The organism is Pseudomonas sp. 18-147 (assembly GCF_051048045.1).
GTDB classification, from domain to species: domain Bacteria; phylum Pseudomonadota; class Gammaproteobacteria; order Pseudomonadales; family Pseudomonadaceae; genus Pseudomonas; species Pseudomonas aeruginosa.
Window position 1 is genome coordinate 6,058,443 of the sequence record NZ_CP182296.1, and the last position, 25,531, is coordinate 6,083,973.

General features: G+C 67.1%; 20 protein-coding genes. 9 read left to right on the forward strand and 11 right to left on the reverse strand.

All coding sequences use genetic code 11. The features are described 5' to 3' along the window. Positions 1–138: 138 nt before the first annotated feature. The 4 genes from estA to ACM0M4_RS28605 form a co-directional block, all read right to left on the reverse strand. A complete protein-coding gene (gene estA, locus ACM0M4_RS28590; protein ID WP_054376176.1) occupies positions 139–2,079 on the reverse strand; it encodes an esterase EstA in 1,941 nt (646 codons plus the stop codon). Positions 2,080–2,187: 108 nt separating this feature from the next. Further along, the gene (locus ACM0M4_RS28595; RefSeq protein ID WP_003114469.1) at positions 2,188–3,582 is read right to left on the reverse strand and encodes a DUF3999 domain-containing protein; all 1,395 of its coding nucleotides are present in this window, start codon (positions 3,580–3,582) and stop codon (positions 2,188–2,190) included. Further along, complete coding sequence (locus ACM0M4_RS28600) at positions 3,579–7,184, reverse strand: DUF2339 domain-containing protein (protein ID WP_031688769.1); 3,606 nt, start codon at positions 7,182–7,184, stop codon at positions 3,579–3,581. Before ACM0M4_RS28600 ends, ACM0M4_RS28595 begins: the two co-directional genes overlap by 4 nt. A gap of 138 nt (positions 7,185–7,322) precedes the next feature. Next, on the reverse strand, positions 7,323–7,907 hold the full coding sequence (locus tag ACM0M4_RS28605; protein WP_003110179.1) for an SAM-dependent methyltransferase: 585 nt from the start codon (positions 7,905–7,907) through the stop codon (positions 7,323–7,325). An 83-nt stretch (positions 7,908–7,990) separates the two neighbouring features. Between ACM0M4_RS28605 and ACM0M4_RS28610 the strand changes: the two genes are divergently transcribed. Next, positions 7,991–8,416, forward strand: coding sequence for a helix-turn-helix domain-containing protein (locus ACM0M4_RS28610; RefSeq protein WP_003114472.1), 426 nt, complete (start codon positions 7,991–7,993; stop codon positions 8,414–8,416). An 83-nt stretch (positions 8,417–8,499) separates the two neighbouring features. Here the strand turns inward: ACM0M4_RS28610 and typA are convergent, their stop codons facing one another. Both typA and thiI read right to left on the reverse strand, forming a co-directional pair. Then, positions 8,500–10,317, reverse strand: a complete 1,818-nt coding sequence (typA, locus tag ACM0M4_RS28615) for a translational GTPase TypA (protein ID WP_003096009.1) — start codon at positions 10,315–10,317, stop codon at positions 8,500–8,502. A gap of 216 nt (positions 10,318–10,533) precedes the next feature. Next, entirely contained in the window at positions 10,534–11,988 is a 1,455-nt protein-coding gene (gene thiI / locus ACM0M4_RS28620; protein ID WP_003096011.1) for a tRNA uracil 4-sulfurtransferase ThiI, read from the reverse strand. A gap of 336 nt (positions 11,989–12,324) precedes the next feature. Here thiI and glnA point away from each other — a divergent pair, with 336 nt between their 5' ends. Both glnA and ACM0M4_RS28630 read left to right on the forward strand, forming a co-directional pair. Beyond that, a complete protein-coding gene (gene glnA, locus ACM0M4_RS28625) occupies positions 12,325–13,734 on the forward strand; it encodes a glutamate--ammonia ligase (RefSeq protein ID WP_003096016.1) in 1,410 nt (469 codons plus the stop codon). A 147-nt stretch (positions 13,735–13,881) separates the two neighbouring features. Beyond that, entirely contained in the window at positions 13,882–14,286 is a 405-nt protein-coding gene (locus ACM0M4_RS28630) for a hypothetical protein (RefSeq protein ID WP_003104642.1), read from the forward strand. Here the strand turns inward: ACM0M4_RS28630 and ACM0M4_RS28635 are convergent. Beyond that, positions 14,283–16,490 (reverse strand): mechanosensitive ion channel family protein, encoded by a 2,208-nt coding sequence (locus ACM0M4_RS28635; protein ID WP_003111156.1) that lies wholly within the window; start codon positions 16,488–16,490, stop codon positions 14,283–14,285. The genes ACM0M4_RS28630 and ACM0M4_RS28635 overlap by 4 nt on opposite strands. A 287-nt stretch (positions 16,491–16,777) precedes the next feature. Here ACM0M4_RS28635 and ACM0M4_RS28640 point away from each other — a divergent pair, with 287 nt between their 5' ends. The 4 genes from ACM0M4_RS28640 (at position 16,778) to ntrC (ending at position 20,648) form a co-directional block, all read left to right on the forward strand. After that, a complete protein-coding gene (locus tag ACM0M4_RS28640) occupies positions 16,778–17,299 on the forward strand; it encodes a DUF4124 domain-containing protein (protein ID WP_003104660.1) in 522 nt (173 codons plus the stop codon). Next, positions 17,296–17,868, forward strand: a complete 573-nt coding sequence (locus ACM0M4_RS28645) for a DUF4124 domain-containing protein (protein ID WP_003114474.1) — start codon at positions 17,296–17,298, stop codon at positions 17,866–17,868. The genes ACM0M4_RS28640 and ACM0M4_RS28645 overlap by 4 nt, the downstream gene beginning before the upstream one ends. A 270-nt stretch (positions 17,869–18,138) precedes the next feature. Next, positions 18,139–19,215, forward strand: a complete 1,077-nt coding sequence (gene ntrB / locus ACM0M4_RS28650; protein ID WP_003096033.1) for a two-component system sensor histidine kinase NtrB — start codon at positions 18,139–18,141, stop codon at positions 19,213–19,215. A gap of 2 nt (positions 19,216–19,217) precedes the next feature. Continuing rightward, positions 19,218–20,648: a two-component system response regulator NtrC gene (gene ntrC / locus ACM0M4_RS28655; RefSeq protein WP_003104661.1), complete on the forward strand. Its 1,431-nt coding sequence runs from the start codon at positions 19,218–19,220 to the stop codon at positions 20,646–20,648. Between the two features lie 811 nt (positions 20,649–21,459). Here ntrC and ACM0M4_RS28660 read toward each other — a convergent pair. Further along, positions 21,460–21,927, reverse strand: a complete 468-nt coding sequence (locus ACM0M4_RS28660; RefSeq protein WP_003096038.1) for a hypothetical protein — start codon at positions 21,925–21,927, stop codon at positions 21,460–21,462. Between ACM0M4_RS28660 and trmL the strand changes: the two genes are divergently transcribed. Then, positions 21,926–22,387 carry a tRNA (uridine(34)/cytosine(34)/5-carboxymethylaminomethyluridine(34)-2'-O)-methyltransferase TrmL gene (trmL, locus tag ACM0M4_RS28665; protein WP_003104666.1) on the forward strand — a complete coding sequence of 154 codons (462 nt, stop codon included), beginning with the start codon at positions 21,926–21,928 and terminating at the stop codon, positions 22,385–22,387. The genes ACM0M4_RS28660 and trmL overlap by 2 nt on opposite strands. Before the next feature lie 58 nt (positions 22,388–22,445). Here the strand turns inward: trmL and secB are convergent, their stop codons facing one another. Genes secB through ACM0M4_RS28680 form a run of 3 tightly spaced genes read right to left on the reverse strand, consistent with a single transcriptional unit; the run spans position 22,446 to position 23,649 of the window. Further along, complete coding sequence (secB, locus tag ACM0M4_RS28670) at positions 22,446–22,937, reverse strand: protein-export chaperone SecB (RefSeq protein ID WP_003096050.1); 492 nt, start codon at positions 22,935–22,937, stop codon at positions 22,446–22,448. A 36-nt stretch (positions 22,938–22,973) separates the two neighbouring features. Then, entirely contained in the window at positions 22,974–23,228 is a 255-nt protein-coding gene (gene grxC / locus ACM0M4_RS28675; protein ID WP_019396204.1) for a glutaredoxin 3, read from the reverse strand. Between the two features lies 1 nt (position 23,229). Further along, complete coding sequence (locus ACM0M4_RS28680) at positions 23,230–23,649, reverse strand: rhodanese-like domain-containing protein (protein ID WP_034017179.1); 420 nt, start codon at positions 23,647–23,649, stop codon at positions 23,230–23,232. A gap of 324 nt (positions 23,650–23,973) precedes the next feature. On the opposite strand from ACM0M4_RS28680, the gene gpmI reads away from it, so the two are divergent. Further along, entirely contained in the window at positions 23,974–25,521 is a 1,548-nt protein-coding gene (gene gpmI, locus ACM0M4_RS28685; protein ID WP_003114478.1) for a 2,3-bisphosphoglycerate-independent phosphoglycerate mutase, read from the forward strand. Positions 25,522–25,531 lie beyond the last annotated feature (10 nt).

Genomic DNA, 25,531 nt, shown 5'->3' on the forward strand with positions numbered 1-25,531 from the left:
GAAACGGATCGGCAGTGTATGGCGGTCGACCGGGCGGCGAGTAACAGCGGGGTACTACTCTCTTGATGCCGGCGCGCGCCGTTCGTTCCGTCGGCGAGAAACGCGACCGGCGCCGCCCGGGCGCCGGTCGCCGCTACCTCAGAAGTCCAGGCTCAGCGCCAGGCTGACGCTCTGCTGGGTATCGTCCTCGCCCTTGCGCCAGTTGTAGCCGCCGCGCAGCGACAGCTCCGGTGCCAGCTTCTGGCTGAAGCCGAGGGAGACGCGGTTGAGGTGGTCCTGCGGGGTGTAGCCTTCGAGGGTGAAGCGATTGCCCGGCAGGCTGTTGAGGGACATGGTCAGGTCCTGGGTGTCGTCCTCGTACTCGCGTTCGTGGGCGTACTCGGCGAACAGCTGGGTATCGCTGCCGAACGCGTACTTGCCTTGCAGGCCGGCGCCCAGGCGCTTCGAGCTGCGCTTCTGGTCGTCGTAGTCGAGCGCGCTGGCGCTGGCGCCCTTCTCGGAATAGCCGTCGACCTCGACCCGTGCATAGTCGGCGCTGACGAACGGCGACAGGTGCCAGGGACTGTCGGCCTGCTGGGCGATGTCGTAGCCCAGGCGCGCGCTGAACGCCCACAGGTGGCCGTTGGTGTCGCCTTTCTCGCTGCGCTCGCCGCCGCCCAGGGCGAACTTGCGCTTCAGGTCGTCGTAGTCGAGGTAGCCGCCGGTCAACGCCGCGTCGGCCCACCAGCGGTTTTCCTGGTACTGCACGAAGGCGCTGGCCATGTAGCTGTTCATCCGGTAGTCGGAATCCTTGGCGCCGGCTTCCAGCTTCTGCCGGTAGAAACCGGCGGCGACCCCGGCGCGCCAGGCCTCGTCGATGCGGTAGCTGCCGCCAAGGGTCAGGTTGTAGCCATTGCCGTCGCCGCTGGCGGCGCTGTCCTGGGAGTCGAAGTCCAGGCGCTGGCCACCGCCGCCGACGAAGCCGCGCCACTGGCCGACGTTCTGCCAGTTCTCCCAGTCCGCCTGCCACTGGCTGCGCAGTTCGTCCTGGTAGGCACGCAGGGTGCCGTGGGCCATTTCCGGCAGCAGGGTCAACTCCCAGGGCGCCGACAGCAGCGAATAGGTGTAGTCGGCGATCAGGCGCTGGCCGGTGATGGTCGGGTGCACGCTGTCATTGAACAGCAGTTTGCTCGGGTCGGGCGTGCTGCCGTTGATCCCGTAGGTCGGGTTCATGGTGCAGCCGTTGCCGCTGAAACAGGTGCCGATCAGGTTCTGGTCGGCGGCCAGGCCGAAGGAAGCCGGGTTGGCCATGCCTTCCTTGAGCAGCAGCGGGATGTTCAACGGAATGACGTTGACGCCGGCCTGGCTCAACTGGGCGGTCAGCTCGGCGTTGAACGTGCCGCTGAGTTGGCTGGCGAAAGGCTGCAAGGGACCACCGAAGGTAGCCGGGGTCAGGCCCAGGTCGGGCAACAGCCAGACCACGATGTAGCGCGCGCCGGCCTGCTGCAGGGCCTGCACGCTATCCACCAGGCGACCGGCGGCCTGTTGTGCCTGGAGGTCGTTGAGGATGCGCCCCTGGAGGAAGTCGTTGCCGCCGCCGGTGATGTAGTACAACGCGTTCGGATCGGCACCCAGGCCCTGGCGGGCACGGTCCACCAGGTAGCCATCGCGGCTGCGCAGGAGGGTATTGTCGCGCTCGATCAGCGAGCCGTTGGCCGCGGTGATCGAGTCGTAGATCTGGTCGGTCCGGTAGCCGCCCACCGCCCAGTTGTTACCGTCGGCGATGCCCTGCTGGGCGTTGACCGGCGAGGTCGAGGCAGCCAGGTCGCCCGGGGCGATGCCGAGCTGATTGCCGAGCAGCATGGGCGCGGTCGGTCCGAAGATCTCGCCGCTGCCGTTCTGGTAGGTCGGGCCGACCCGGTTGGTGAAACGCGAGGTGCTTCCGGCGGGGCCGGCAGGATCGGGGAACTGCCCGGCATCGCTGAGGCTGTCGCCGAACACCACCAGCGTCGAATAGGGCGAAGGAGCAGCCTGCGGGGCGGTGGACAGCGAAGCCAGCAGGCAGGCCGCTACCAGTGGCTTGAGCGCCATTCTGATCATTCTCTTACTCCATGATTTGTTTTTATTGTCGGGCCGCCGCGTCGTCGGCATGCGCCCCGGGGCCCGTCGTAAAGCCTCCTCAGCCGAACAGCATAGCGCGGAACCGGCTCATGGCTTGTTCGGCGAGGAACGCAGCAGGCTCATTGCCATTATTACCAGCAGAGCGACCCCCAGCAGAAGTACCGCCCACAGGCCGATCTTCTTCCAGTCGCTACCCGGTGCCGGCGCCGCGACCGCCATGGCCACCTCCAGCGGTTCGCCCAGGCTGGCGCTACCCAGGGTGGCGCGCTTGCTCTCGGTATAGCCGGGAATCAGTACGCCGAGCGGCAGCGCCGCCGACTGCGCGCCGGGCTTGCCGAACGCCAGCCGGTACGGCGGGCTGCCGCGCACCAGGAACACCAGTTCGCTGGCCGGCAGGCCGACACTCAGGGACGGGACCTCCGGGCCCAGGCCGGTACCTCGTTGGTCCACCTGCAGACGCAGCTCGCGCACCGCCCAGCCCGGCAGTTCCAGCTCGTTCTGCTGTACGTTGCGGCCGTCGATCGGCAGCCGGTAGAGGACCCCGCGTGCCAGGCTGCTCCAGGCGGCCTCCCGGCGCGGCGAAGCGTTCTCCGTACGATCACGGCCGGACAGTTCCACCGGGACGATGGTGTGGGTCAGCGCCTGCTCCAGGGACACCCGCACCCGCTGCAACGGCAACGCCAGCGGCAACTGCCAGCGGTACTCGCCGTCCCCCGCCTGGCGCCCGGCCAGCGGCTCGGACCAGATCATCGGCGCCGGCTCGGTGCTCCGCGTGCTGCCTTGCAGGCGGGCGCCATGGAGGTCTGCCGCGGTTGCCCCGGCCGGCCAGGCCAGACGCAGGTAGCGGGCCTGGCGGCCGGGAAGCTTGACCTCGCTGACGTCGATGCGTTCGCCGTTGAAGGTCAAGCGGGCGATCTGTCCGTCACCCCAGGCCTGCCAATGCTCGAGGTCGTCGCTGGCTTCCACGGAGAAGCGCTGGAAGCCCTCCTCCGGGCTGCTCCAGTCCAGCCGCAGGCGCTCCAGGGGAAACGTCACCGCGCTCGCGTCGATCAGCCAGCCGCGCAAAGTCTCGGCAGCCGGCCCGGCGTTTTCCGGCAGCACCTCGACTATGGTGCCGCTGGTGTTGCGCTGCACCCGCAGGTTCGGTTGCGTCGCGTCGGCGGCGGACGTGCCTCGCAACGGGAACAGCCGCACCTCGGCCTCATGCGGCGTGCTGGCCTGGCGCTCGCTGCCGGCCACCAGGGCGTAGGGCAAGGCCTCGCCTTCGGCATCGAAGACCCGCAGGTCGCGCAGGTCGGCATGGGCAGCCGACAACTGCACGCTCATCGGGATGCTCAGGCGATACCAGGGACCTTCGCCCTGCAGCGACAGCGCCACCTGGCGGCTGAAACCTTCGGCAGACTCCTTCGCCGACAGCGGCAGGGACAGGCAGGCGCCCAGCAGGAGCAGGCCGGCGGTTCTGAACGAAAAGGAGCGCGTCATGGCTGCTCGGCCTCCGATGCGACCTCGGCGCGACGCGGAGGCAAGGGTGAGAAGTAGCCGACGACCAGCAACAGGACGCCGACCCCGATGAAGGAGATGATTCGCTCCAGGCTGCCACTGTTGCCCAGCTCGACGAAGAACAGCTTGACCACCACGACGCCGACCAGCGCCGCGCCGACCATCCACAGGTCGCGCCGGCCGAGACGGGTACCGGCGATGGTCAGGCCCAGCGCACAGAGCGTCCAGACCAGCGACAGCCCCGCCTGCACCAGCATCGACGCGGCCAGCGCCTCGGCCTGGAACGGTACGCCGGCCAGGTGGTGCGCGGCGCGGCACACCGCCAGGGTCAGCAGGGCGAACAGCGAGGCGCCGGCCAACGCCTGGCGCCCCAGGCGCGCGCTGGCATTGCCATCGACGAGCGAGGCCAGGCTGGCGTCGCTCCAGCGGTAGAGGGCGAACAGCACGATCAGCAGCCCCAGTTCCAGCGGGTTGGCCAGCGGCAGGTAAGGCAGCGGCTCGGCAGCGCCGTCGCTGAGCAGGTTGGCGCTCCAGAACCAGCCGAGCAGCAACAGCGCCACCGGCGCAGCGGCGAGCAGCCGATACTCCCGCGGGAAGTCGCGCAGCGGCCAGGGCAGGCTCCGCCCGCCAGCCACCAGCAGCAGGTAGGCGCTCGGGACCAACGCCCAGCCCAGCCAACGCCAGGCGTTGTACTGTTCGGCGAGCAGGGCGAACAGGTAGCGCAGCTCCAGCGCCAGCACCCCTAGCAACAGCCAGCAACCGAGCACATGGGCAACGCTCAGGGCCTTCGCCGGCAGCAACGGGGCAAGGCGTCGCAGCGACAGCAGGTGCGTGGCGAACAGCAGCGGCCAGGCCAGCCAGCCGAATTCGCCGAACGGCTGGTAATCGAAACGCCAGGCACTGGCCAGGGCCAACAGCGCCACCGGGACCAGCGCCAGGCACAGCAGGGCCAGTTCGCGCCAGCGCTCGCGCAGCGCCAGCAGCATCCACGACGCCACTGTCGCCGCGGCCACCAGCAGCAACGCATGCTCGCGCAGGCCATAAGGCACGAAGCGGACGGTTTCGCACAGCGCGGTCAGCGCCCACCAGCCGGCTCCCCAGAGCAGCAGCAAGTGCGACAGCTCGGCCAGGCCGAGGGTACCGATACCCAGCGCCCGCTCGCGCTCGCCGGCGCGGCGCAGCCGCCAGGCGCCGACCAGCGCCGCCAGGGCCAGCACTGCCGGCGTCCAGAACCCGGAATGGGCCAGGGGCCGCAGGCCTTCGCCGCTCAGCGAGCCGAACAGCGACGGCCCGGCGAGGAGGAACGCCAGGCCGCCCACTACCTGCAAGGCGAGGCCGAAGTAGAAGCTCAGGCGCTGGCGCAGCACCAGGCTCAGCCAGATGATCAGCAGCCCGCTACCGGCCCATACCGCGCTGGCGCTGCGCCAAGGCAGGACGAACAGCACTGCCAGGTTGACGAACGCCAGACCGGCCAGCAGCACCAGGCTCAAGCCCATGAGCAGCCGACTGTCGTCCTTCACCAGCGGGTCGCGCGCCGCCAGCAGCATGCCGCCGATCAGCGCCAGGCCAATCAGCGAGGCGGTCATCAAGCCACGCCAGCCCGAGTCGAATACCCCACCCTGGCCATCGCCGCCCTGCAAATGCAGGAGGAACAGCGCACCGCCCAGCAGTTGCACGGCGAAGGCGCAGAACAGGAAGGTACGCGAGCCCAGGCGCAAGCCGGCGAACAAGCTCGCCAGGCCGGCCACGGCCCAGGCGATGGCGGTGCCGTCGACGGCCAGGCAGAGCGGTGCGACCAGGTAGAGGAAGGCCAGGCCGGCGGCCGCCAGCAACGGCCGGCAGGCGGGCTCCCAGTCGGCCAGCGCTTTCGCCGGCGCGCGACGCAGCTGCCAGAAGCTGAACAGCGCCGCTGCACCGAGCATCAGCGCGCCCAGTGGCGAACCCTCCAGCAACGTCGTCTCACCCGGGCGCACGCCATTCAGGTAGGCCAACGCCGCACCGCCCTGCAACAGCAGGGCGAAGAGCCGCGCCAGGCGGCGTTGCTGGTGCAGGCCGAGCCAGTAGATGCCGGCGCCCTCGACGGCCCAGGCGGCCGAGGTCCAGCGCGCGTCCAGGCCGAGCGGAATGGCCAGGGTGCCGAAGACCACCCCCAGCGCCAGGCAGATTTCCACCAGCAGGCTGGTGCGTCCGGCCGAAGCATGGCCGCGCAGCACCCGCGCCAGGACCATGTAGAAGAGCCCCAGGGCCAGGGCGCTGAAGGCCATGCCGAAGTCGATGTGGCCGATCACCGCGCATTGCAGGCCGAACCCCACCAGTGGCGGGCCGAACAGCACGGTGGCGTCGATGTAGTCGGCCTGTCGCGCCGACCAGCGCAGCAGTTCGCCGCGCTCGGCAGGCGCCTGCGCGGCCTCCAGCAGCTTGCGGCGGGCGAAGAGCAGGCCGATCCCGACGTACATCAGGAAGAACAGGGCCAGGAACGGCTCGGTGCTGGCGAACAGCTCCGGTGTATAGGAGCGCAGTCCCCAGGCGAAGCCGATGCCGAAGGTGCCGACGAAGCCGACCAGGTTGAGCGGCCGCCAGGCGCGGAACCAGGCGATGGCGAAGATGCCGGCGTTGAGCAGGGCGAAGTAGCTGAACAGCGCTACATGGTTGCCGCTGCCGGTGGAGGTCAGGATCGGCGCGGCGAAGCCGCCGAGCGCCGCCACCACCGCCAGGCCCATGGCGTTCTGCAGCACGGCGAGGATCGCCGAGCAGATCGTCACCACCACCAGCAGGGCCAGCGCCGCGCCGGGAGAGATCAGCGGATGCAGGCGCATGGCGGCGAAGATGGTCAGGTACAGCACCGCGATACCGGTGCCTTGCAGGATCAGGCCGTAGGCGGCGCGCCGCTCGCGCAGCCACCAGCCGACGCCGAGCAGCGCCATCGCTGCCAGCGCCACCCCGGCGTAGCGGTACTCCACCGGCACCGCCACCCGTTCCGAGGCATAGCGCAGGAGGAAGGCCAGGCCGATGAACAGCAGCACCACGCCGATGCGCAATACCGTGTTGCCGCCGAACAGCCAGCCCTTGGCCGCGGCGAAGCCACGCTCGACCAGCGAGGGTTCGCGTGGAGACGCTGGAGGGGCGGCACGGCGCGGCGCTGGCTGGGCGTCAGGCTGGAACGCCGGCTGACGCTCGATGGGCTGGACGGGCTCGGGGGGACGAGGCGGAGGCGGCGCAGCCTCGACGGCCGGCAGCTCGATGTCCCAGTCCAGCGGCGGGGCAACCTCGGCGGGAGGAGCGGGAGGCGTGTCTGCGAGCGGCTGGTCGATACCGGCGGCCGGCTCGGGAACGCTTTCGGGAAGGTCCTGCGCCTGGCGCTCCACGCGCAGCAAGCGCTGGTGGATGACCTCGGTGCCGCGCTCGAAGCGTTCGGCGAATTCGCTCATCTGCTTGCGCAGGCGCTCGTTCTGTTGCGCCAGGTTCTGCAGCGAGACGGCCTGTCCCAGCGCCAGGCCGGAAAGGCCGCCGAGGAGGGCGCCGACCAGCGATTCCCCGGCGAAGCCGCCGAGGATCAGGCCCACCAGCATGAAAATCCATTGCATGCGTCGAATCCTTGATCAAGAGGTACCACGATCCACTGATACCTGCCCTGGCCATCCTGCCAGAGCGGAACCCGCCCCGGGAGTATACAGCCCGCATCCCAGAGATTCGACGCATTCCGACGCCCGCCCCGTGGCGAGCTACCTCTTCCTGGCGATGAACTGGACCACGCAGGCCGCGCCGGTGTGGAAACGGCCCTCGACCACCTCGCGCTCGATTTCCCGCGCCAGCAGCACTTCGCACTCCGGCAGCTCAGCCTCCAGCGCCGCACGGCTCACCAGCATGTCGACGTCTGCCGGGCCGCCGGTGCCGCGGCCGAGCTGTTCCGGCCGATAGGCCTCCAGCAGGAAGAGACCGCCCGGTCGCAGCGAACGCTCCAGCAGGCGGTTGAGTCTGCCGCGCACGCGACTGGGCAGGTGCGCGAAGATCGACACCACCGCGCCGAACGCCGCTGCCGGCGGTTCGTAGTCCGCCAGGTCGACCACCAGGGTGTCGATCGACACGCCTTTCGCCTCGGCCAGCCGGCGCGCCTTGGCCAGGCCGACGGCGGAGCCGTCCACGCCAAGCACCTCCAGCCCCAGCGAAGCGAGGAACACCGCGTTGCGCCCCTCGCCCTCGGCGACGCTCAGCACCGGCCCGGCCAGCCGCTGCGCATGCTCCTTCAGGAAAGCGTTGGGTTCGGTTCCGTAGACATACTCTTCGGCGGCATAGCGTTCGTCCCACATGAGGTTCACCTCGTCTGTATTTCATCACGGCCCAGGTGCCGAAACGCTAGTCTTCCACTTCAAGTCGACTTGAGGTCAAGGGCATGCGGCAACTGGACATAGGCGAGGTCGCGCGACGATCCGGGGTACCGGCCTCGACCCTGCGCTACTACGAGGAAAAGGGACTGATCGCCTCCAGCGGCCGGCACGGCCTGCGCCGGCTGTTCGATGCAGGCGTGCTGGAGCGGCTGGCGCTGATCGGGCTGGGCCGCGCCGCCGGGTTGTCGCTGGACGAGATTGCCGGCATGGGCGCAGCCGACGGCGCGCTGCGGATCGACCGCGCGGCGCTGGCGGCCAAGGCCGACGAACTGGACCGGACGATCCGCCGCCTCGCCGCCATGCGCGACGGCCTGCGGCATGCCGCGGCCTGTCCGGCGCGCGAGCACATGGACTGCCCGACGTTCCGCCGCTTGCTGCGGGCCGCTGCCGCGGGGGCCATCAAGCCACGCCGGAAAGCGCCCGGCGCATAGCAAAACGGCCGGTAGGCCGGGCACCCCTGCCCTGCCTGCCGGCCGCGAGGCACGCCGTTGCGGCGCGCCGGTACGGCAACGGTTTAGACCTTGCTGCGCTCGTAGCGCTTGCGGTCGTTCTCGTTGAGCATCTTCTTGCGCAGGCGGATCGACTTCGGCGTCACTTCCACCAGCTCGTCGTCGGCGATGAACTCCAGCGCCTGCTCGAGGGTGAAGCGGATCGGCGGAACCAGGGCGATGACTTCGTCCTTGCCGGAAGCGCGCATGTTGTCGAGCTTCTTGCCCTTGGTCGGGTTGATCACCAGGTCGTTGTCACGGCTGTTGATGCCGGCCAACTGGCCTTCGTAGATTTCGTCGCCCGGGCCGAGGAACAGCTTGCCGCGGCTCTGCAGGGTCTCCAGCGAGTAGGTCAGCGCGGTGCCGGTGGCCATGGAGACCAGTACGCCGTTCTGGCGGTTGCTGACTTCGCCGGCCTTGATCGGACCGTAGTGGCTGAAGGTCGAGGTCAGGATGCCGGTGCCCGAGGTCAGGGTCAGGAAGTTGTTGCGGAAGCCGATCAGGCCGCGCGCCGGAATGGTGTACTCCAGGCGCACGCGGCCCTTGCCGTCGGGAATCATGTTGCTCAGGTCGCCCTTGCGCAGGCCCATCTGCTCCATCACCGAGCCCTGGTGCTGCTCCTCGATGTCGATGGTGACGTTCTCGTAGGGCTCCTGCTTCTCGCCGTCCTTCTCGATGATCACCACTTCCGGGCGGCCCACGGCCAGCTCGAAGCCTTCGCGGCGCATGGTCTCGATCAGTACCGACAGGTGCAGTTCGCCACGGCCGGAAACCTTGAACTTCTCCGGGCTGTCGCCCGGCTCGACGCGCAGCGCCACGTTATGCAGCAGTTCCTTCTCCAGGCGCTCCTTGATGTTGCGGCTGGTGACGAACTTGCCTTCGCGGCCGGCGAACGGCGAATCGTTGACCTGGAAGGTCATGCTCACGGTCGGCTGGTCGACGGTCAGCGGCGGCAGCGCCTCGACGTTCTGCGGGTCGCACAGGGTATCGGAGATGAACAGCTCCTCCATGCCGCTGACGCAGACGATGTCGCCGGCTTCCGCCTCGGCCACCTCGACGCGCTGCAGGCCGTGGTGGCCCATGATCTTCAGGATGCGGCCGTTGCGCTTGCTGCCGTCGTCGCTGATGGCCACCACCGGGGTGTTGGACTTGACCTTGCCGCGGGTGATGCGGCCGATACCGATCACGCCGAGGAAGCTGTTGTAGTCCAGCTGCGAGATCTGCATCTGGAACGGACCCTCAGTGTCCACCACCGGGGCCGGGACGTGGTCGATGATCGCCTGGAACAGCGCGTCCATGTTGTCGTCCATCTTCTCGTGGTCGAGGCCGGCGATGCCGTTCAGGGCGCTGGCGTAGACGATCGGGAAGTCGAGTTGCTCGTCGGTGGCGCCGAGGTTGTCGAACAGGTCGAAGATCTGGTCGATGACCCAGTCCGGACGCGCGCCCGGGCGGTCGATCTTGTTCACCACCACGATCGGACGCAGGCCGGCCTTGAAGGCCTTCTGGGTCACGAAGCGGGTCTGCGGCATGGGGCCGTCCTGGGCGTCGACCACCAGCAGCACGGAGTCGACCATCGACATCACGCGCTCCACCTCGCCGCCGAAGTCGGCGTGACCGGGGGTGTCGACGATGTTGATGTTGTAGCCGTTCCACTTAATCGCGGTGTTCTTCGCCAGGATGGTGATGCCACGCTCTTTTTCCTGGTCGTTGGAGTCCATCACCCGCTCGCTTTCCGCTTCTTTGCGGTCGAGGGTGCCGGACAGCTTCAGCAGCTTGTCCACCAGGGTGGTCTTGCCATGGTCGACGTGGGCGATGATGGCGATGTTGCGCAGATTTTCGATCACAAGTCTTGTCTCGTTTAACGCCCGAAGCGCGGCTTCGCGGCGGTGGTGGGGTCGGACAGGGCGGCGCCCGACACGACAGGCTTCTTCAATTAAGGGGCGGGCAGCAGGCGGACGCTGCCCCGGTCCGGCCGGCACGCCGAAGGGCGGGCATCGGCCTAGGCGGCGGACGTGTCGGGAGGACGGTGGCGGATGCTGCCGCCGAACAAGCCCGGCTGCTTAAGCCGGACGATAAACACGCACATTGGTGTGCCCCTCGTTGAGCAGGTGATGGGCATGCAGGCGGCTCATCACCCCTTTGTCGCAATACAGGAGGTACTGGCGGTTGGCGTCCAGTTCCTTGAAGCGGCTGTTGATCGCGTAGAACGGCAGCGCCTGGACTTCGACGCCTTCCAGGGCCAGGGGTTCGTCTTCCTGGGCATCAGGATGGCGGATATCGATGACAATCTGACCGGGCAGCACCTCGCCGACCTCTTCCACCTGCAGGTCCTGGCCGAGTTCGTCGATCACCCGGTCGACGGTGCGCTGGGTGGCGCGCTCCAGGGCGCGCTCGAGCACCGCCATGTCGAATTTCGACTCTTCGTGCTCGACGCGGTAGGGCTTGGCCTGGGTGGTCGGGTTCACCGAGATCACCCCGCAGTATTCCGGCATGTGCCGGGCGAACTCGGCGGTGCCGATCTGCCGGGCGGTGTCGATGATGTCCTGCTTGTGGCTGACGATCAGCGGGCGCAGCACCAGGGTGTCGGTAACCCGGTCGATCACCGAGAGGTTCGGCAGGGTCTGGCTGGACACCTGGGAGATCGCCTCGCCGGTCACCAGCGCGTCCAGCTCCAGGCGCTCGGCCACGCGGCTGGCGGCGCGCAGCATCATGCGCTTGAGGGTCACGCCCATATAGCTGTCGTCGACCTTGGTGAGGATCTCGCCGACCACTTCCTCGAACGGCACGCTGACGAACAGCACGCGCTGCGAGCGGCCGTACTTCTCCCACAGGTAGTGGGCGACTTCCATCACCCCCAGTTCGTGGGCGCGCCCGCCGAGGTTGAAGAACACGAAGTGGCTGATCATCCCGCGGCGCATCATCTGGTAGGCCGCCACGGTCGAGTCGAAGCCGCCGGACATCAGCACCAGCACCTGTTCCAGCGCGCCCAGCGGATAGCCGCCCAGGCCCGGATGCTGGCGATGGATGACGAACAGGCGGTCGAGGCGGATTTCCATCCGCACCTCGACTTCCGGCTGCTTCAGGTCGATCCCGGCAGCCCCGCATTCGCGGCGCAGGCCGCTGCCGACGTAACGCTCCACCTCCATCGAGGTGAACGCGTGCTTGCCGGCGCGCTTGCAGCGCACGGCGAAGGTCTTGCCGGCCAACTGGTCGCCGAAATGCGCCTTGCACTTGGCGAGGATGTCGTCGAAATCGCCCAGCGGATACTCGTGGACCTCGAGGAAATGACCGATGCCCGGGGTGCAGGTCAGGCGCTCGATCATCTCGCGCCTGGCCTTGGCGTCGACCACGGCGGTCTCTACCTCCAGGTTGTCCCACTCGCCCTCGACCTTCAGCTCCGGGTCCAGGTCGCGCAGCACCGCGCGGATGTTCTTCGCCAACTGCCGGATGAAGCGCTTGCGCACCGGCCGGCTCTTGATGGTGATTTCCTGGAAGGTCTTGACGATGAGTTTCATGCGAGGGACGCGAACGCGCGGGGCGACGGAAAAAAAGGGGCGGAATTATATCTGAAATTGCTCACGTATTGAGCAGAAATATGCACAGTTATTTTTGCTGCACCAAAATGGAATGATGCACCAACATGGAGCACCATAACGGTGCACCCGAAGGCCGCCCAGCTACCCTGAAGAAGACCTGGCCCCGCCAAACATGGGGCCCTGCCCGATTCCGGGCACTGGCACGCAACTTGCTCACTTGTGAGGCAGGTTGCCCTGGCGGTGTATTCCGGCCGGCATCACCCGATACTGGGGCACAGAAAAAGCTCCCAGCTCTAATCCCTCCTGGAGGACAGCATGTCGTACAAGTCGCACCAACTGATCAAAGACCATGACGTGAAGTGGGTAGACCTGCGCTTCACCGATACCAAGGGCAAGCAGCAACACGTCACCATGCCGGCTCGCGACGCGCTGGACGATGAGTTCTTCGAAGCCGGCAAGATGTTCGACGGCTCCTCCATCGCCGGCTGGAAAGGCATCGAAGCCTCCGACATGATCCTGATGCCGGACGACAGCACCGCCGTCCTCGATCCGTTCACCGAAGAGCCGACCCTGATCCTGGTCTGCGACATCATCGAGCCGAGCACCATGCAAGGCTACGAGCGCGACCCGCGCAACATCGCCAAGCGCGCCGAGGAGTACCTGAAGTCCACCGGCATCGGCGACACCGTGTTCGTCGGCCCGGAGCCGGAGTTCTTCATCTTCGACGAAGTGAAGTTCAAGTCCGACATCTCCGGCTCGATGTTCAAGATCTTCTCCGAGCAGGCTTCCTGGAACACCGACGCCGACATCGAGTCCGGCAACAAGGGCCATCGCCCGGGCGTGAAGGGCGGCTACTTCCCGGTACCGCCGGTCGACCACGACCATGAAATCCGCACCGCCATGTGCAACGCCCTGGAAGAAATGGGCCTGGTGGTCGAAGTCCACCACCACGAAGTGGCAACCGCCGGCCAGAACGAGATCGGCGTGAAGTTCAACACCCTGGTCGCCAAGGCCGACGAAGTGCAGACCCTGAAGTACTGCGTGCACAACGTCGCCGACGCCTACGGCAAGACCGTGACCTTCATGCCGAAGCCGCTGTACGGCGACAACGGTTCGGGCATGCACGTGCACATGTCGATCTCCAAGGACGGCAAGAACACCTTCGCCGGCGAAGGCTATGCCGGCCTGTCCGAGACCGCCCTGTACTTCATCGGCGGCATCATCAAGCACGGCAAGGCCCTGAACGGCTTCACCAACCCCTCGACCAACTCCTACAAGCGCCTGGTCCCGGGCTTCGAAGCTCCGGTGATGCTGGCCTACTCGGCGCGCAACCGTTCCGCCTCGATCCGTATCCCCTACGTATCCAGCCCGAAGGCCCGCCGTATCGAAGCGCGCTTCCCGGACCCGGCAGCCAACCCCTACCTGGCCTTCGCCGCGCTGCTGATGGCCGGCCTGGACGGCATCCAGAACAAGATCCACCCCGGCGATGCCGCCGACAAGAACCTGTACGACCTGCCGCCGGAAGAGGCGAAGGAAATCCCGCAGGTTTGCGGCAGCCTGAAAGAGGCGCTGGAAGAGCTCGACAAGGGCCGCGCGTTCCTGACCAAGGGCGGCGTGTTCACCGACGAGTTCATCGATGCCTACATCGAGCTGAAGAGCGAAGAAGAGATCAAGGTGCGCACCTTCGTGCACCCGCTGGAATACGACCTGTACTACAGCGTCTGATCCACCCTTTCCTATAACAACGAGTCACCCTCTTGAGGCCTCCTTCGGGAGGCCTTTTTTATGGGCCGGCCCATGGAGAAACGCAAAGTTCGCCGCGCCGTTCGGTTAGACTTGCCGCGCTCCCCGCCCCAAGGATAAGGACCGTCCATGCGTCACTCTCTCTGGCTCCTGCTTGCCGCCATCCTCAGCCTGCCCGCCCAGGCCGGCACCGAATGCCGCGATATCCACGACCGCGACCTGCGGCGCATGTGCAACGCACTGGAACGCGGCGACAGCGGGGATTGCGGCGACATCGACAGCCGCGACCTGCGGCGTTACTGCGGCGCGCTGCTGGCGCCGGGACAGCGCTACGACTGCGACGACATCCGCGACGGCGACACGCGCCGCCAGTGCCGCGCCATCGTCCGCGGCGACCGCAAGCGCTGCGACGACATCGACAGCCGCGACATGCGCCGCCAGTGCCGGGCCGTGGTATCGCGTGCGCCGTGGCAGTGCGACGGCATCGACGACCGCGACATGCGCCGCATCTGCCGGGTCATCCTGTCGCGCTAGATGCCGCCGTCCGCCGGCGTGCCCTGCTCGTCCGGTTCCGCGGATTTCGCCTTGGGCGCCCGGCTCAACTGTACGTTGAGACGCGGCATGGACAGTTCGAGGCCGGCCTGGTCGAGGCGCCGACGCAGGCGCAGGTTGAACGCCCGCTGGACCTCCCACTGCTTGATCGGCGCGGTCTTGAAGCGGAAGCGCAGGATCGCCTGGCCGTTGTCGAAACTCTCCACGCCCTGCAATTCCATCGGCGACCACAGGTTGCGGTAGACCGCCGGGTCGCTGCGCAGCTCCATCGCGACCTCGCGCACCAGCGCCACCGCGTCGTCGATCGGCATGCTCGCCGGCACCGGCCAGCGGAACATCGCGTAGCCGAACTGGCGCGAGTAGTTCTTGATGCTCTTGATCTCGCTGAACGGGATGGTATGCACCACGCCGTCCAGGTCGCGCAGGCGCACGGTACGGATAGTCAGGCCCTCGACCGTGCCAAGGTGGCCGCCGACGTCGACGTAGTCGTCGATCGACAGCGAGTCCTCGATGATGATGAACAGGCCGGTGATCAGGTCCGCCACCAGCGACTGCGCACCGAAGCCGATGGCCAGGCCGATCACGCCGGCACCGGCCAGCAGCGGGGTGACGTTCATGCCCATGTTGGCCAGGGCGACGATCAGGGCGATCACCGCGATGGTGGCGAACAGCACGTTGCGGATCAGCGGCAGCATGGTCAGCGCGCGGGTGTTCGGCCGGCTCTTGCCGCCCAGGCCGAGGCTGTGCTGGATCGCGGTATCGGTGAGGATCCAGATCAGCCAGGCGACCAGCAGGGTGGTGCCGAAGCTGACTACCTTCATGCTGATCTGCTCGCCCTCGCCTTCCGCATAGCGAATCAGCGACATGCCCCAGACGCGCAAGGCGACCTCGATGAAGAACAGCACCACGAAGATGTGCAGCAGGGTGTAGCCGAAGCTCTGCAACTGCTCGATGTACGGCGCGCTGCGGCGCGGGCCGGCGCCGACCCGACTGGAACGGCGGCGGATCAGCCCGATCACGGTCATCGCCACCACCGCCAGCACCGCGCAGACCAGCGCCCGGCGCAACGCCGAACTGCTGTCGCCGGCGGAAACGAAGGTGGCGAACAGGGAAATCCCCACCAGCACCAGCACCGGCACGAACCACAGCGAGCCGACCAGTTGCACCAGGTCGTGCAGGCTACGGCGCTTGAGGCGGCGCTCCAGCGGCTGGTTGCGGATCAGGTGGGCGATCGGCCGGCGGAAACGCATCACGAACAAGGCGGTGAACAGCGCGGCGCTGGCGTTGGCCAGGGTACTCAGGCAGATCGAGGTGTGCTCGCCGAGGCCGGCGATCAGCCGCGGATCGTGGGCGACCTCGCCCAGCGCGGCGAGGCTGCCGATCAGCCACAACGGGCGGAACGCCTGGCGCCGCAGGATATCCAGGGCGCGCTGGCGGTGCGGGCCGCTGAGCAGCGAGAGGGAAATCACGCACAGCGCGGAGAACAGCGTGCCGCAGACCAGCACATAGGCCATGACCATCGCCAGGGTCTTGCTCAGGGAGTCCGGCAGCACCACCGACAGGTACAGGGTGATGAGGAAGGCCACCAGCCAGGGGCCCAGCTTGCGCAGGGAGAACAGCAGCAGGTCGCGGGTCTTCGGATGCTGCGGCAACTCCGCCGACAGGCCGAAGCGCTCGCGCATGCGCCGGCTGAGCCAGAGCAGCGCGCTGGCCAGGCAGGCCCAGAGGAGGATCACCACCGAAAAATCGAAGACCATCGCCGGCAGGTCGCGCCAGCTTGGAAAGCGCTCCTCGAGTTCGGCACGCGCCAGCTGGAACTGGTTGCCCCATAACGCGACCGGGCTGTTCGCGCCCTGGAACTGCTTCTCCAGGCTGGTCAGGGTATCGCCGATCAGCCCCAGCACCCCACCCTCGCTTTCCTTGCCTTTCTTGGTCACGTCGCGCAGCTGTTTCAGCTTTTTCAGCAGGTCGGCGCGCTGCCTGTCGTTCTCCAGGGTCTGGATGACCTGGTTCAGCGATTGTTCCAACTGCGCATCGCTGACCTTCTCGCCACCGGAGGAACTCCCCGCCAACGGGTTCGGCAGCGCCGCGGCGCCCGGCGGCGAGTAGAACAGAGCGGCGCAGAGGCACAGCAGCAGGGCCGCCAGGACGCGGGAGCGAAGGGTGAAGCGGGCGATGATCGGCACGAGAAAGGCAGTCCCCAAGGTGAGAAACCGAAACAGCCGCATCATACAAGCCGGACACCCGCCGTTTCGAACGGGGCCGCCGGCCGGCGGCGCAAGCACAGACACTCTGGCGCAACGAGGGTTCGCCCCGCCAGTGCCGGCTGAGACGAACGCAGCCGCGCGGCGGGGCACAGCGACCGCCAACGTGCCCCAGCGCACACCTTCGAATACCCGCATGCCGCACAATGCACGGCTTGCCAGCGCGCCGATGCGGTGCAACGCTTGGCAGGTTCACCCGGAGACCGTCCATGCGCCTGATCACCAGCTGCCTGCTCCTGGCCGCCGCCCTGCCGGCCATGGCGCAGATCTACCAATACACCGACGCCAACGGCAACAAGGTATTCACCAACCAGCCGCCAGACGGGGTGCAGGCGCAGACCGTCGAACTGCAGCCGACCAATACCGTAGGAATCGACACGCCGGAAAAGTCCTCCGCGGGCAATGCCCCGGCCGCCGATAGCGAGGCCGCCGCCTACGAGATCCTTGCCCTCAGCGACCTCCCCACGGAAGAGGCGCTGCGCGCCAACAACGGCACCTTCAACGTCAGCGTCAGCATCCGCCCGGCCCTGCACAGCGGCCACCAGTTGCAACTGGTGCTGGACGGCAAACCCTACGGCACGCCCAGCAGCGGCACCCGCTTCACCCTGCACGAGATCGACCGCGGCGACCACAGCCTCGCGGTACAGGTACTCAACGGCGAACGGGTGCTGCAATCCAGCCCGCCGGTGACCTTCACCGTGCAGCGCGTGCACCTCGGGAAGAAGCGATGATCCCGCGCATTCTCGGCGCCCTCCTGCTGTGCCTGGCCTGCGCCGCGCAAGCGGGGGTCTACACCTACATCGACGCCGAGGGCAACCGCGTCTACACCGACCAGCCGCCCAGCGGGCGCAAGGCCCAACGCGTCGAACTGGCGCCGGGCAACAGCGTGGCGCCGCCGGGCATACGCTATCGTCCGCCCGCCGCGCCGCTGGAGGTGAAGCCGCCGGCCTACCAGCTACTGCGCATCCTCTTCCCCGAACCGGACGCAACCCTGCGCGCCAACAGCGGCGACGTCATCGTCACCGTCACCAGCGAGCCGGCGCTGCTGCCCGGCCATCGCTATCGCCTGCTGCTCGACGGCAAGCCTGCCGGAGTGCCGGGACGCAGCCCGGTGTTCCCGTTGAAGAACCTCGATCGCGGCACCCACCAGGTCGCAGTGGAAATCATCGATGGCGACGGCATGACCGTCGAAAGCACCCCGAGCCAGCCCTTCCACCTGCATCGAGTGAGCATCGCCGGGCAACCCCTGCCGGAGGTCGATACGCCGCTGGTCAGCGCGATAGAGCCAAGCGAGCGCTAGCCGAACTTCCCCTGCCCACTCCACGGTGGGCGGGATTTTCCGGTTTATTTCCCGATTCTCCTGGCGAAAACGCCGCCGGCCACGCCAACGCACCAGATTGGTGCGATTACCCGCACCACTTTCTATACTGTCCCCATTTCGGGTCACCGCTCGTCGCCGAAAACCTTCCCGGCGCACCTCTAGCCAGCGCCTCGGCAGAAAAAACGCGCCTTTTCGGCGCCTGGTTTGCTTTTTGCATTTTCCTGCCCAACCTTGGAACAGCTGCCCGCCATGCCGACCGATACCCTGCACCGACTGCTGCTCGACAACCTGACCACCGCGGTGATCCTGCTCAACGGCGAATTGCGCCTGGAGTACATGAACCCGGCGGCGGAGATGCTCCTGGCCGTGAGCGGCCAGCGCAGCCACGGGCAATTCATCAGCGAGCTGTTCACCGAATCGCCGGAAGCCTTGAACTCGCTGCGCCAGGCGGTGGAACAGGCGCATCCGTTCACCAAGCGCGAAGCGACCCTGACCTCGATCACCGGCGTCAGCATCACGGTCGACTATGCGGTGACGCCCATCCTCAACCGCAACGAGACGCTGCTGCTGCTCGAGGTCCATCCGCGCGACCGGCTGATGCGGATCACCCGCGAAGAAGCGCAGTTGTCCAAGCAGGAGACCACCAAACTGCTGGTGCGCGGGCTCGCCCACGAGATCAAGAACCCGCTCGGCGGCATCCGCGGCGCAGCGCAACTGCTGTCTCGCGAGTTGCCGGAAGAGTCGCTGAAGGACTACACCAACGTCATCATCGAAGAAGCCGACCGGTTGCGGAACCTGGTGGACCGCATGCTCGGCTCGAACAAACTGCCGAACCTGGCGCCGACCAACATCCATGAAGTGCTGGAGCGGGTCAGCAGCCTGGTGGAAGCGGAGAGCCAGGGCAGCATCACCCTGGTCCGCGACTACGACCCGAGCATCCCCGACCTGCTGCTCGACCGCGAGCAAATGATCCAGGCCGTGCTCAACATGGTACGCAACGCCATGCAGGCGATCGCCGGGCAGAACGACCTGCGCCTCGGTCGCATCACCCTGCGCAGCCGTACCCTGCGCCAGTTCACCATCGGCCACACGCGTCACCGCCTGGTGTGCAAGGTGGAGATCATCGACAACGGCCCGGGCATTCCGGCCGAGCTCCAGGAAACCATCTTCTACCCCATGGTCAGCGGCCGTCCGGACGGTACCGGACTCGGCCTGGCCATCGCCCAGAACATCATCAGCCAGCACCAGGGGCTGATTGAATGCGAGAGCCACCCCGGCCATACCGTGTTCAGTCTGTTCCTGCCCCTGGAACAAGGAGTGCATTGACCATGAGCCGATCAGAGACCGTCTGGATCGTCGACGACGACCGCTCCATCCGCTGGGTACTGGAAAAAGCCCTGCAACAGGAAGGCATGACCACGGTGAGCTTCGACAGCGCCGACAGCGTGATCGGCCGCCTCGGCCGGCAGCAGCCGGACGTGATCATCTCCGATATCCGCATGCCCGGCGCCAGCGGCCTCGACCTGCTGGCGCAGATCCGCGAACTGCATCCGCGCCTGCCGGTGATCATCATGACCGCGCATTCCGACCTCGACAGCGCGGTGGCCTCCTACCAGGGCGGCGCCTTCGAATACCTGCCCAAGCCGTTCGACGTCGACGAGGCGGTCTCCCTGGTCAAGCGCGCCAACCAGCACGCCCAGGAGCAGCAGGGCCTGGAGCTGCCGGCGAACCAGGCGCGCACGCCGGAGATCATCGGCGAGGCGCCGGCGATGCAGGAGGTATTCCGCGCCATCGGCCGCCTCAGCCATTCCAACATCACCGTGCTGATCAACGGCGAATCGGGTACCGGCAAGGAGCTGGTCGCCCATGCCCTGCATCGCCACAGCCCGCGCGCAGCCTCGCCATTCATCGCGCTGAACATGGCGGCGATCCCCAAGGACCTGATGGAATCCGAGCTGTTCGGCCATGAGAAGGGCGCCTTCACCGGGGCCGCCGCCCAGCGCCGCGGACGCTTCGAGCAAGCCGATGGCGGCACCCTGTTCCTCGACGAGATCGGCGACATGCCGGCCGACACCCAGACCCGCCTGCTGCGCGTCCTGGCCGACGGCGAGTTCTACCGGGTCGGCGGGCACACGCCGGTGAAGGTCGACGTGCGGATCATCGCCGCCACCCACCAGAACCTGGAAAGCCTGGTGCGCGACGGCAAGTTCCGCGAGGACCTGTTCCATCGCCTGAACGTGATCCGCATCCACATCCCGCGGCTGGCCGACCGCCGCGAGGACATCCCGGCGCTGGCCCGGCACTTCCTCAGCCGCGCCGCCCAGGAGCTGGCGGTGGAACCCAAGCTGCTGAAGGCGGAAACCGAGGAGTACCTGAAGAACCTCGGCTGGCCGGGCAACGTCCGCCAACTGGAGAACACCTGTCGCTGGATCACCGTGATGGCCTCCGGCCGCGAGGTGCACATCGACGACCTGCCGCCGGAGCTGCTGACCCAGCCGCAGGACAGCGCGCCGGCGGCGAACTGGGAACAGGCCCTTCGCCAGTGGGCCGACCAGGCGCTGGGCCGCGGCCAGTCGAACCTGCTGGACAGCGCCGTGCCGGCCTTCGAACGGATCATGATAGAAACCGCCCTCAAGCACACCGCCGGCCGCCGCCGCGATGCCGCCGTGCTGCTCGGCTGGGGCCGCAATACCCTGACCCGCAAGATCAAGGAGCTGGGGATGAACGTCGATGGAGCCGACGACGAAGGCGACGACTGAAGCGCCACTGCTCCCATGAGCGACCCAACGGGGCCTTCGGGCCCCGTTTTTCATGGTCCGTCGCGCGCCCCTGCCAAGCGAGACGCCGCCCCGGCCTCGGCAGGGCGCCCGCCCGGCACCACCGGTCAAATCGTAGCGTAGGGCGAATAACCGCATCGCGGTTATCCGCCGATTGTGCAGGGCCGCGGCGGATAACGCCTATGGCGTTATTCGCCCTACCGTCCGCAGCACAGCCCCAACCTCGGCGAGCGCCCGCCCGGCACCGTCGATCAAACCGTGGCGTAGGGCGAATAACCGCATCGCGGTTATCCGCCGGTTCGGCAGGGCTGCGGCCCTTGCCCGGATTTTGGGCAGCGTGCACCAGCAGGCGACAAATCGGCATCAATCGCTGGCGGAAAAGCCCGCTCCGTCATTTTTCCGCAATCGACTTCCCACAAACCCCTGGGATGCCGCCAAGCCCTTGATCCACGGGCTTCCAGAGGCATTCATCACCAGCTCGCCCACAGACTTATCCACAATCCTTCAGGAAAGCGAGCGCGCCGCCAGCGCGCTCATGAGAATTGGCACAGCCCCTGCATTGGAGCAGATAACGAAGATTTCGGGGGCCTCGGTACAGGCAGGCTGGGGAATCCCCTCTTTTACACCCGGCGGCAGACGCAGCATCCGCGCGCAACCGCCACACCCGTTTCGGGGACCTCGGTACAGGCAGGCTGAGAACTCCCCTCTTTTATGCCCGGCGGTAGCGCAGTGATCCGCGCCTCCGCCCTCCCGTTTGGGGACCTCGGTACAGGCAGGCTGAGAATTCCCCCTTTTATTCCCGGCCGTCGCGCTCCTGCAGTTCGACGACCAGGCGCCAGCCCTCGCCATCCTCCGACCACTGCCAGCGCCCCTGCAAGGGGCGGGTCGAGACCAGGCTCAACAGCAGCGCCTTTCCCTCCTCGCGGACGCGCCAGCGCAACGGCTGGCCCAGCCATCGCCCGTCTCCCTGCTGCGCCGCGCCCCGGGCGACGATGCGCAACGTCAGGGCACCCTCCACCCGTGCCGCCGTAACCGCAGCCTGACGATCGAAGCGCAGGACCAGGCCCTGCTCGCTCTCCCCGACCGCCAGCAGTTGCGGCGCAGACGTCGGCAGCGAAGCGGGACCGAACAACCTGCCGAGCATCAGCCCGAACAACAACCCGGCAAGCACCAGCGCACCCCAGACTTTCCAGCGCTGGCGCCGCAGATCGTCGATGGCGGAGGTAGAATGCCGCCCGTTATCTGCTCCGGAGCCCTGCATGTTCCACGTCATCCTGTTTCAACCGGAGATACCTCCGAATACCGGCAACATTATCAGGCTCTGCGCCAACGCCGGATGCAGTCTGCACCTGATCGAGCCGCTCGGTTTCGAACTGGACGACAAGCGCTTGCGCCGTGCCGGCCTCGACTACCACGAATACGCCAGCGTACGCCGCTACCCGGATCTGCAGAGCTGCCTCGAGGCCCTCGGCCAGCCACGCCTGTTCGCCTTCACCACCAAGGGGTCGCGGGCCTTCCACGAAGTGGCCTACCAGCGCGACGATGCCTTCCTCTTCGGCCCGGAAAGCCGCGGACTGCCGGAGGACGTGCGCAACGCCCTGCCAACCGATCGGCGCCTGCGCCTGCCGATGCGCGAAGGCTGCCGTAGCCTGAACCTGTCCAACACGGTGGCGGTGACCGTCTACGAAGCCTGGCGCCAGCTCGGCTTCGCCATGGACTGAGCCGGCCGGCAGGCATGAAAAAGCCCGCGCAAGGCGGGCTTCTTCGCAAGCGCTGGGCTTACTGGACCGACGGCGTCGGGATCTCGCCGGAGGCCTGCATGCGGGCGATTTCCTGGGCGTAGAGGGCGTCGAAGTTCACCGGCGACAGCATCAGCGCCGGGAACGAACCGCGTACCACCAGGTTGTCCAGGGCTTCGCGAGCGTACGGGAAGAGGATGTTCGGGCAGAACGCGCCAAGGGTATGGCTCATGCTCGACGGATCGAGGTTCTTGATCAGGAAGATGCCGGCCTGCTGCACTTCGGCGATGAAGGCAGTGGTGTCCTCGCCGTTCTTCACGGTCACCGATACGGTCAGGACCACTTCGTAGAAGTCGCCGTCCAGCTGCTTCTGGCGAGTGTTCAGGTCCAGGCTGATGGACGGGTTCCATTCCTGGCGGAAGATTTCCGGTGACTTCGGCGACTCGAACGACAGGTCGCGCAGGTAGATGCGCTGCAGGGAGAACTGGGGTTGCTGCTCGTCGGCAGCGCCGTTGGTAGCTTGCTCGGTCATTTTCGGGCCTTCCCTTGGGTCAATTCATGAATGGTTTCAGGCAGACAGCAGCGCGTCCAGCTTGCCGGCGCGCTCCAGTGCATGAAGGTCGTCGCAGCCGCCGACATGGGTCTCGCCGATCCAGATCTGCGGCACGGTGGTCGATCCCGCCTTGTGTGCCAGCTCGGCGCGCAGTTCGGGCTTGCCGTCGCAGGCGATCTCCTGGAAGTCCACGCCCTTGCGTTGCAGCAACTGCTTGGCGCGGATGCAGTACGGACACCAGGCGGTGGTGTAGATCACGACGGGCGGCATGTCACTTCACCAGCGGCAGGTTGTCGCCGCGCCAGCTGCCGATCCCGCCGGACAGCTTGGCGGCGTTGAAGCCGGCCTTCTTCAGGACGCCGCCCCAGGTACCGGAGTGCTGGCCCATGGCGTCGACCAGGATGACGGTCTTGCCCTTGTACTTTTCCAGTTCGGTCATGCGGCTGTTCAGCTTGTCGGCCGGGATGTTCAGCGCGTCGACGATGTGCCCGCTGGCGAACTCCTTGGCCGGACGGATATCCAGGACCACCGCCTGGTCGGCATTGACCAGCGCGGTCAGCTCGCGGGTCGACAGGCTCTTGCCACCCTTGCGCAGCTCGTGCAGCAACAGCAGGACCAGCAGGACCAGCAGCGCCGCGACCAGCAGGTAGTGGTTGGTGGCGAACTCGATCAGACGGGAAACGAATTGCATGGTGACGGATATCCAGGGCGTAAAAATGCCGGCCAGTATACAGACCGCGCCGGCCAGGGGGGAACCCGCCGGGCGGCGCCCCGCTCGGCTCCAGGAAATGGCGTCGCGGGAAACTTCACGGTTAGAATGCCGGTCCTTTTCTGTGAAGCTGGCCAGTTCCGGCCCGGGCACGGTTCGGGCGGGACAGAGGGAGCGAGGATAGCGGCATTCGGTTGCGGATCGGCGTCATCGGTTTAATCAATCAGCCTCTTCCTACGTCTTGAACGACAATGTTCCCACTAAATTTGGTCAGTTTCTGAACCCCGCGGAAATAGAGCCGGACATATGACTGCCACGCCCAAACCCCTGGTCCTGATCATCCTGGACGGCTTCGGCCACAGCGAAAGCCCTGACTACAACGCCATCTACGCCGCGAAGAAGCCGGTCTGGGATCGCCTCCTGGCAACCCAGCCGCACGGCCTGATCTCAGGCTCCGGCATGGACGTCGGCCTGCCCGACGGCCAGATGGGCAATTCCGAGGTCGGCCACATGAACCTCGGCGCAGGCCGCGTGGTGTACCAGGACTTCACCCGCGTCACCAAGGCCATCCGCGACGGCGAATTCTTCGAAAACCCGGTGATCGCCGGCGCGGTCGACAAGGCCGTCGCCGCCGACAAGGCGGTGCACATCCTCGGCCTGCTCTCCCCGGGCGGCGTACACAGCCATGAAGACCACCTGGTGGCGATGGCGCAGATGGCCGCCAGGCGCGGCGCCGGCAAGATCTACCTGCATGCCTTCCTGGATGGCCGCGATACCCCGCCGAAAAGCGCGCAGCCGTCGCTGGAGCGTCTCGACGCCACCTTCGCCGGGCTCGGCAAGGGCCGCATCGCCTCGATCATCGGCCGCTATTTCGCGATGGACCGCGACAACCGCTGGGACCGCGTCCAGGCCGCCTATGAACTGATCGTCGACGGCAAGGCCGAGTTCACCGCCGACTCCTCGGTGGCAGCCCTCGAGGCCGCCTACGCCCGCGGCGAGAGCGACGAATTCGTCAAGGCCACCGCGGTGGTCCCGGCCGGCGCCGAAGCGGTGCGGGTCGAGGATGGCGACGCGGTGATCTTCATGAACTTCCGCGCCGACCGCGCCCGCGAGCTGAGCCGCGCCTTCGTCGAGCCGGCATTCAATGAGTTCCCCCGCGAACGAGCCCCGCAGCTGGCAGGTTTCGTCATGCTGACCCAGTACGCGGCGAGCATCCCGGCGCCCTGCGCCTTCCCGCCGGAGCCGCTGACCAACGTCCTCGGCGAGTACCTGGCCAAGCATGGCAAGACCCAGCTGCGCATCGCCGAGACCGAGAAGTACGCCCATGTGACCTTCTTCTTCTCCGGCGGCCGCGAGGAACCCTACGAGGGCGAGGAGCGCATCCTGATCCCCTCGCCGAAGGTCGCCACCTACGACCTGCAACCCGAGATGAGCGCGCCGGAAGTCACCGACCGTATCGTCGAGGCCATCGAGCAACAGCGCTACGACGTGATCGTGGTCAACTACGCCAACGGCGACATGGTCGGCCACACCGGGGTGTTCGAGGCCGCGGTCAAGGCCGTGGAGTGCCTGGACACCTGCATGGGCCGTATCGTCGAGGCGCTGGACAAGGTCGGCGGCGAAGCCCTGATCACCGCCGACCACGGCAATGTCGAGCAGATGGAAGACGAGTCCACCGGCCAGGCGCACACCGCGCACACCTGCGAACCGGTGCCCTTCGTCTACGTCGGCAAGCGCAAGCTGAGCATCCGCGAAGGCGGCGTGCTGGCCGACGTGGCGCCGACCATGCTGACCCTCATGGGGCTGGAGCAGCCGGCGGAAATGACCGGTCGCAGCATCGTCACCCTCGGCTGATCCGCGAACG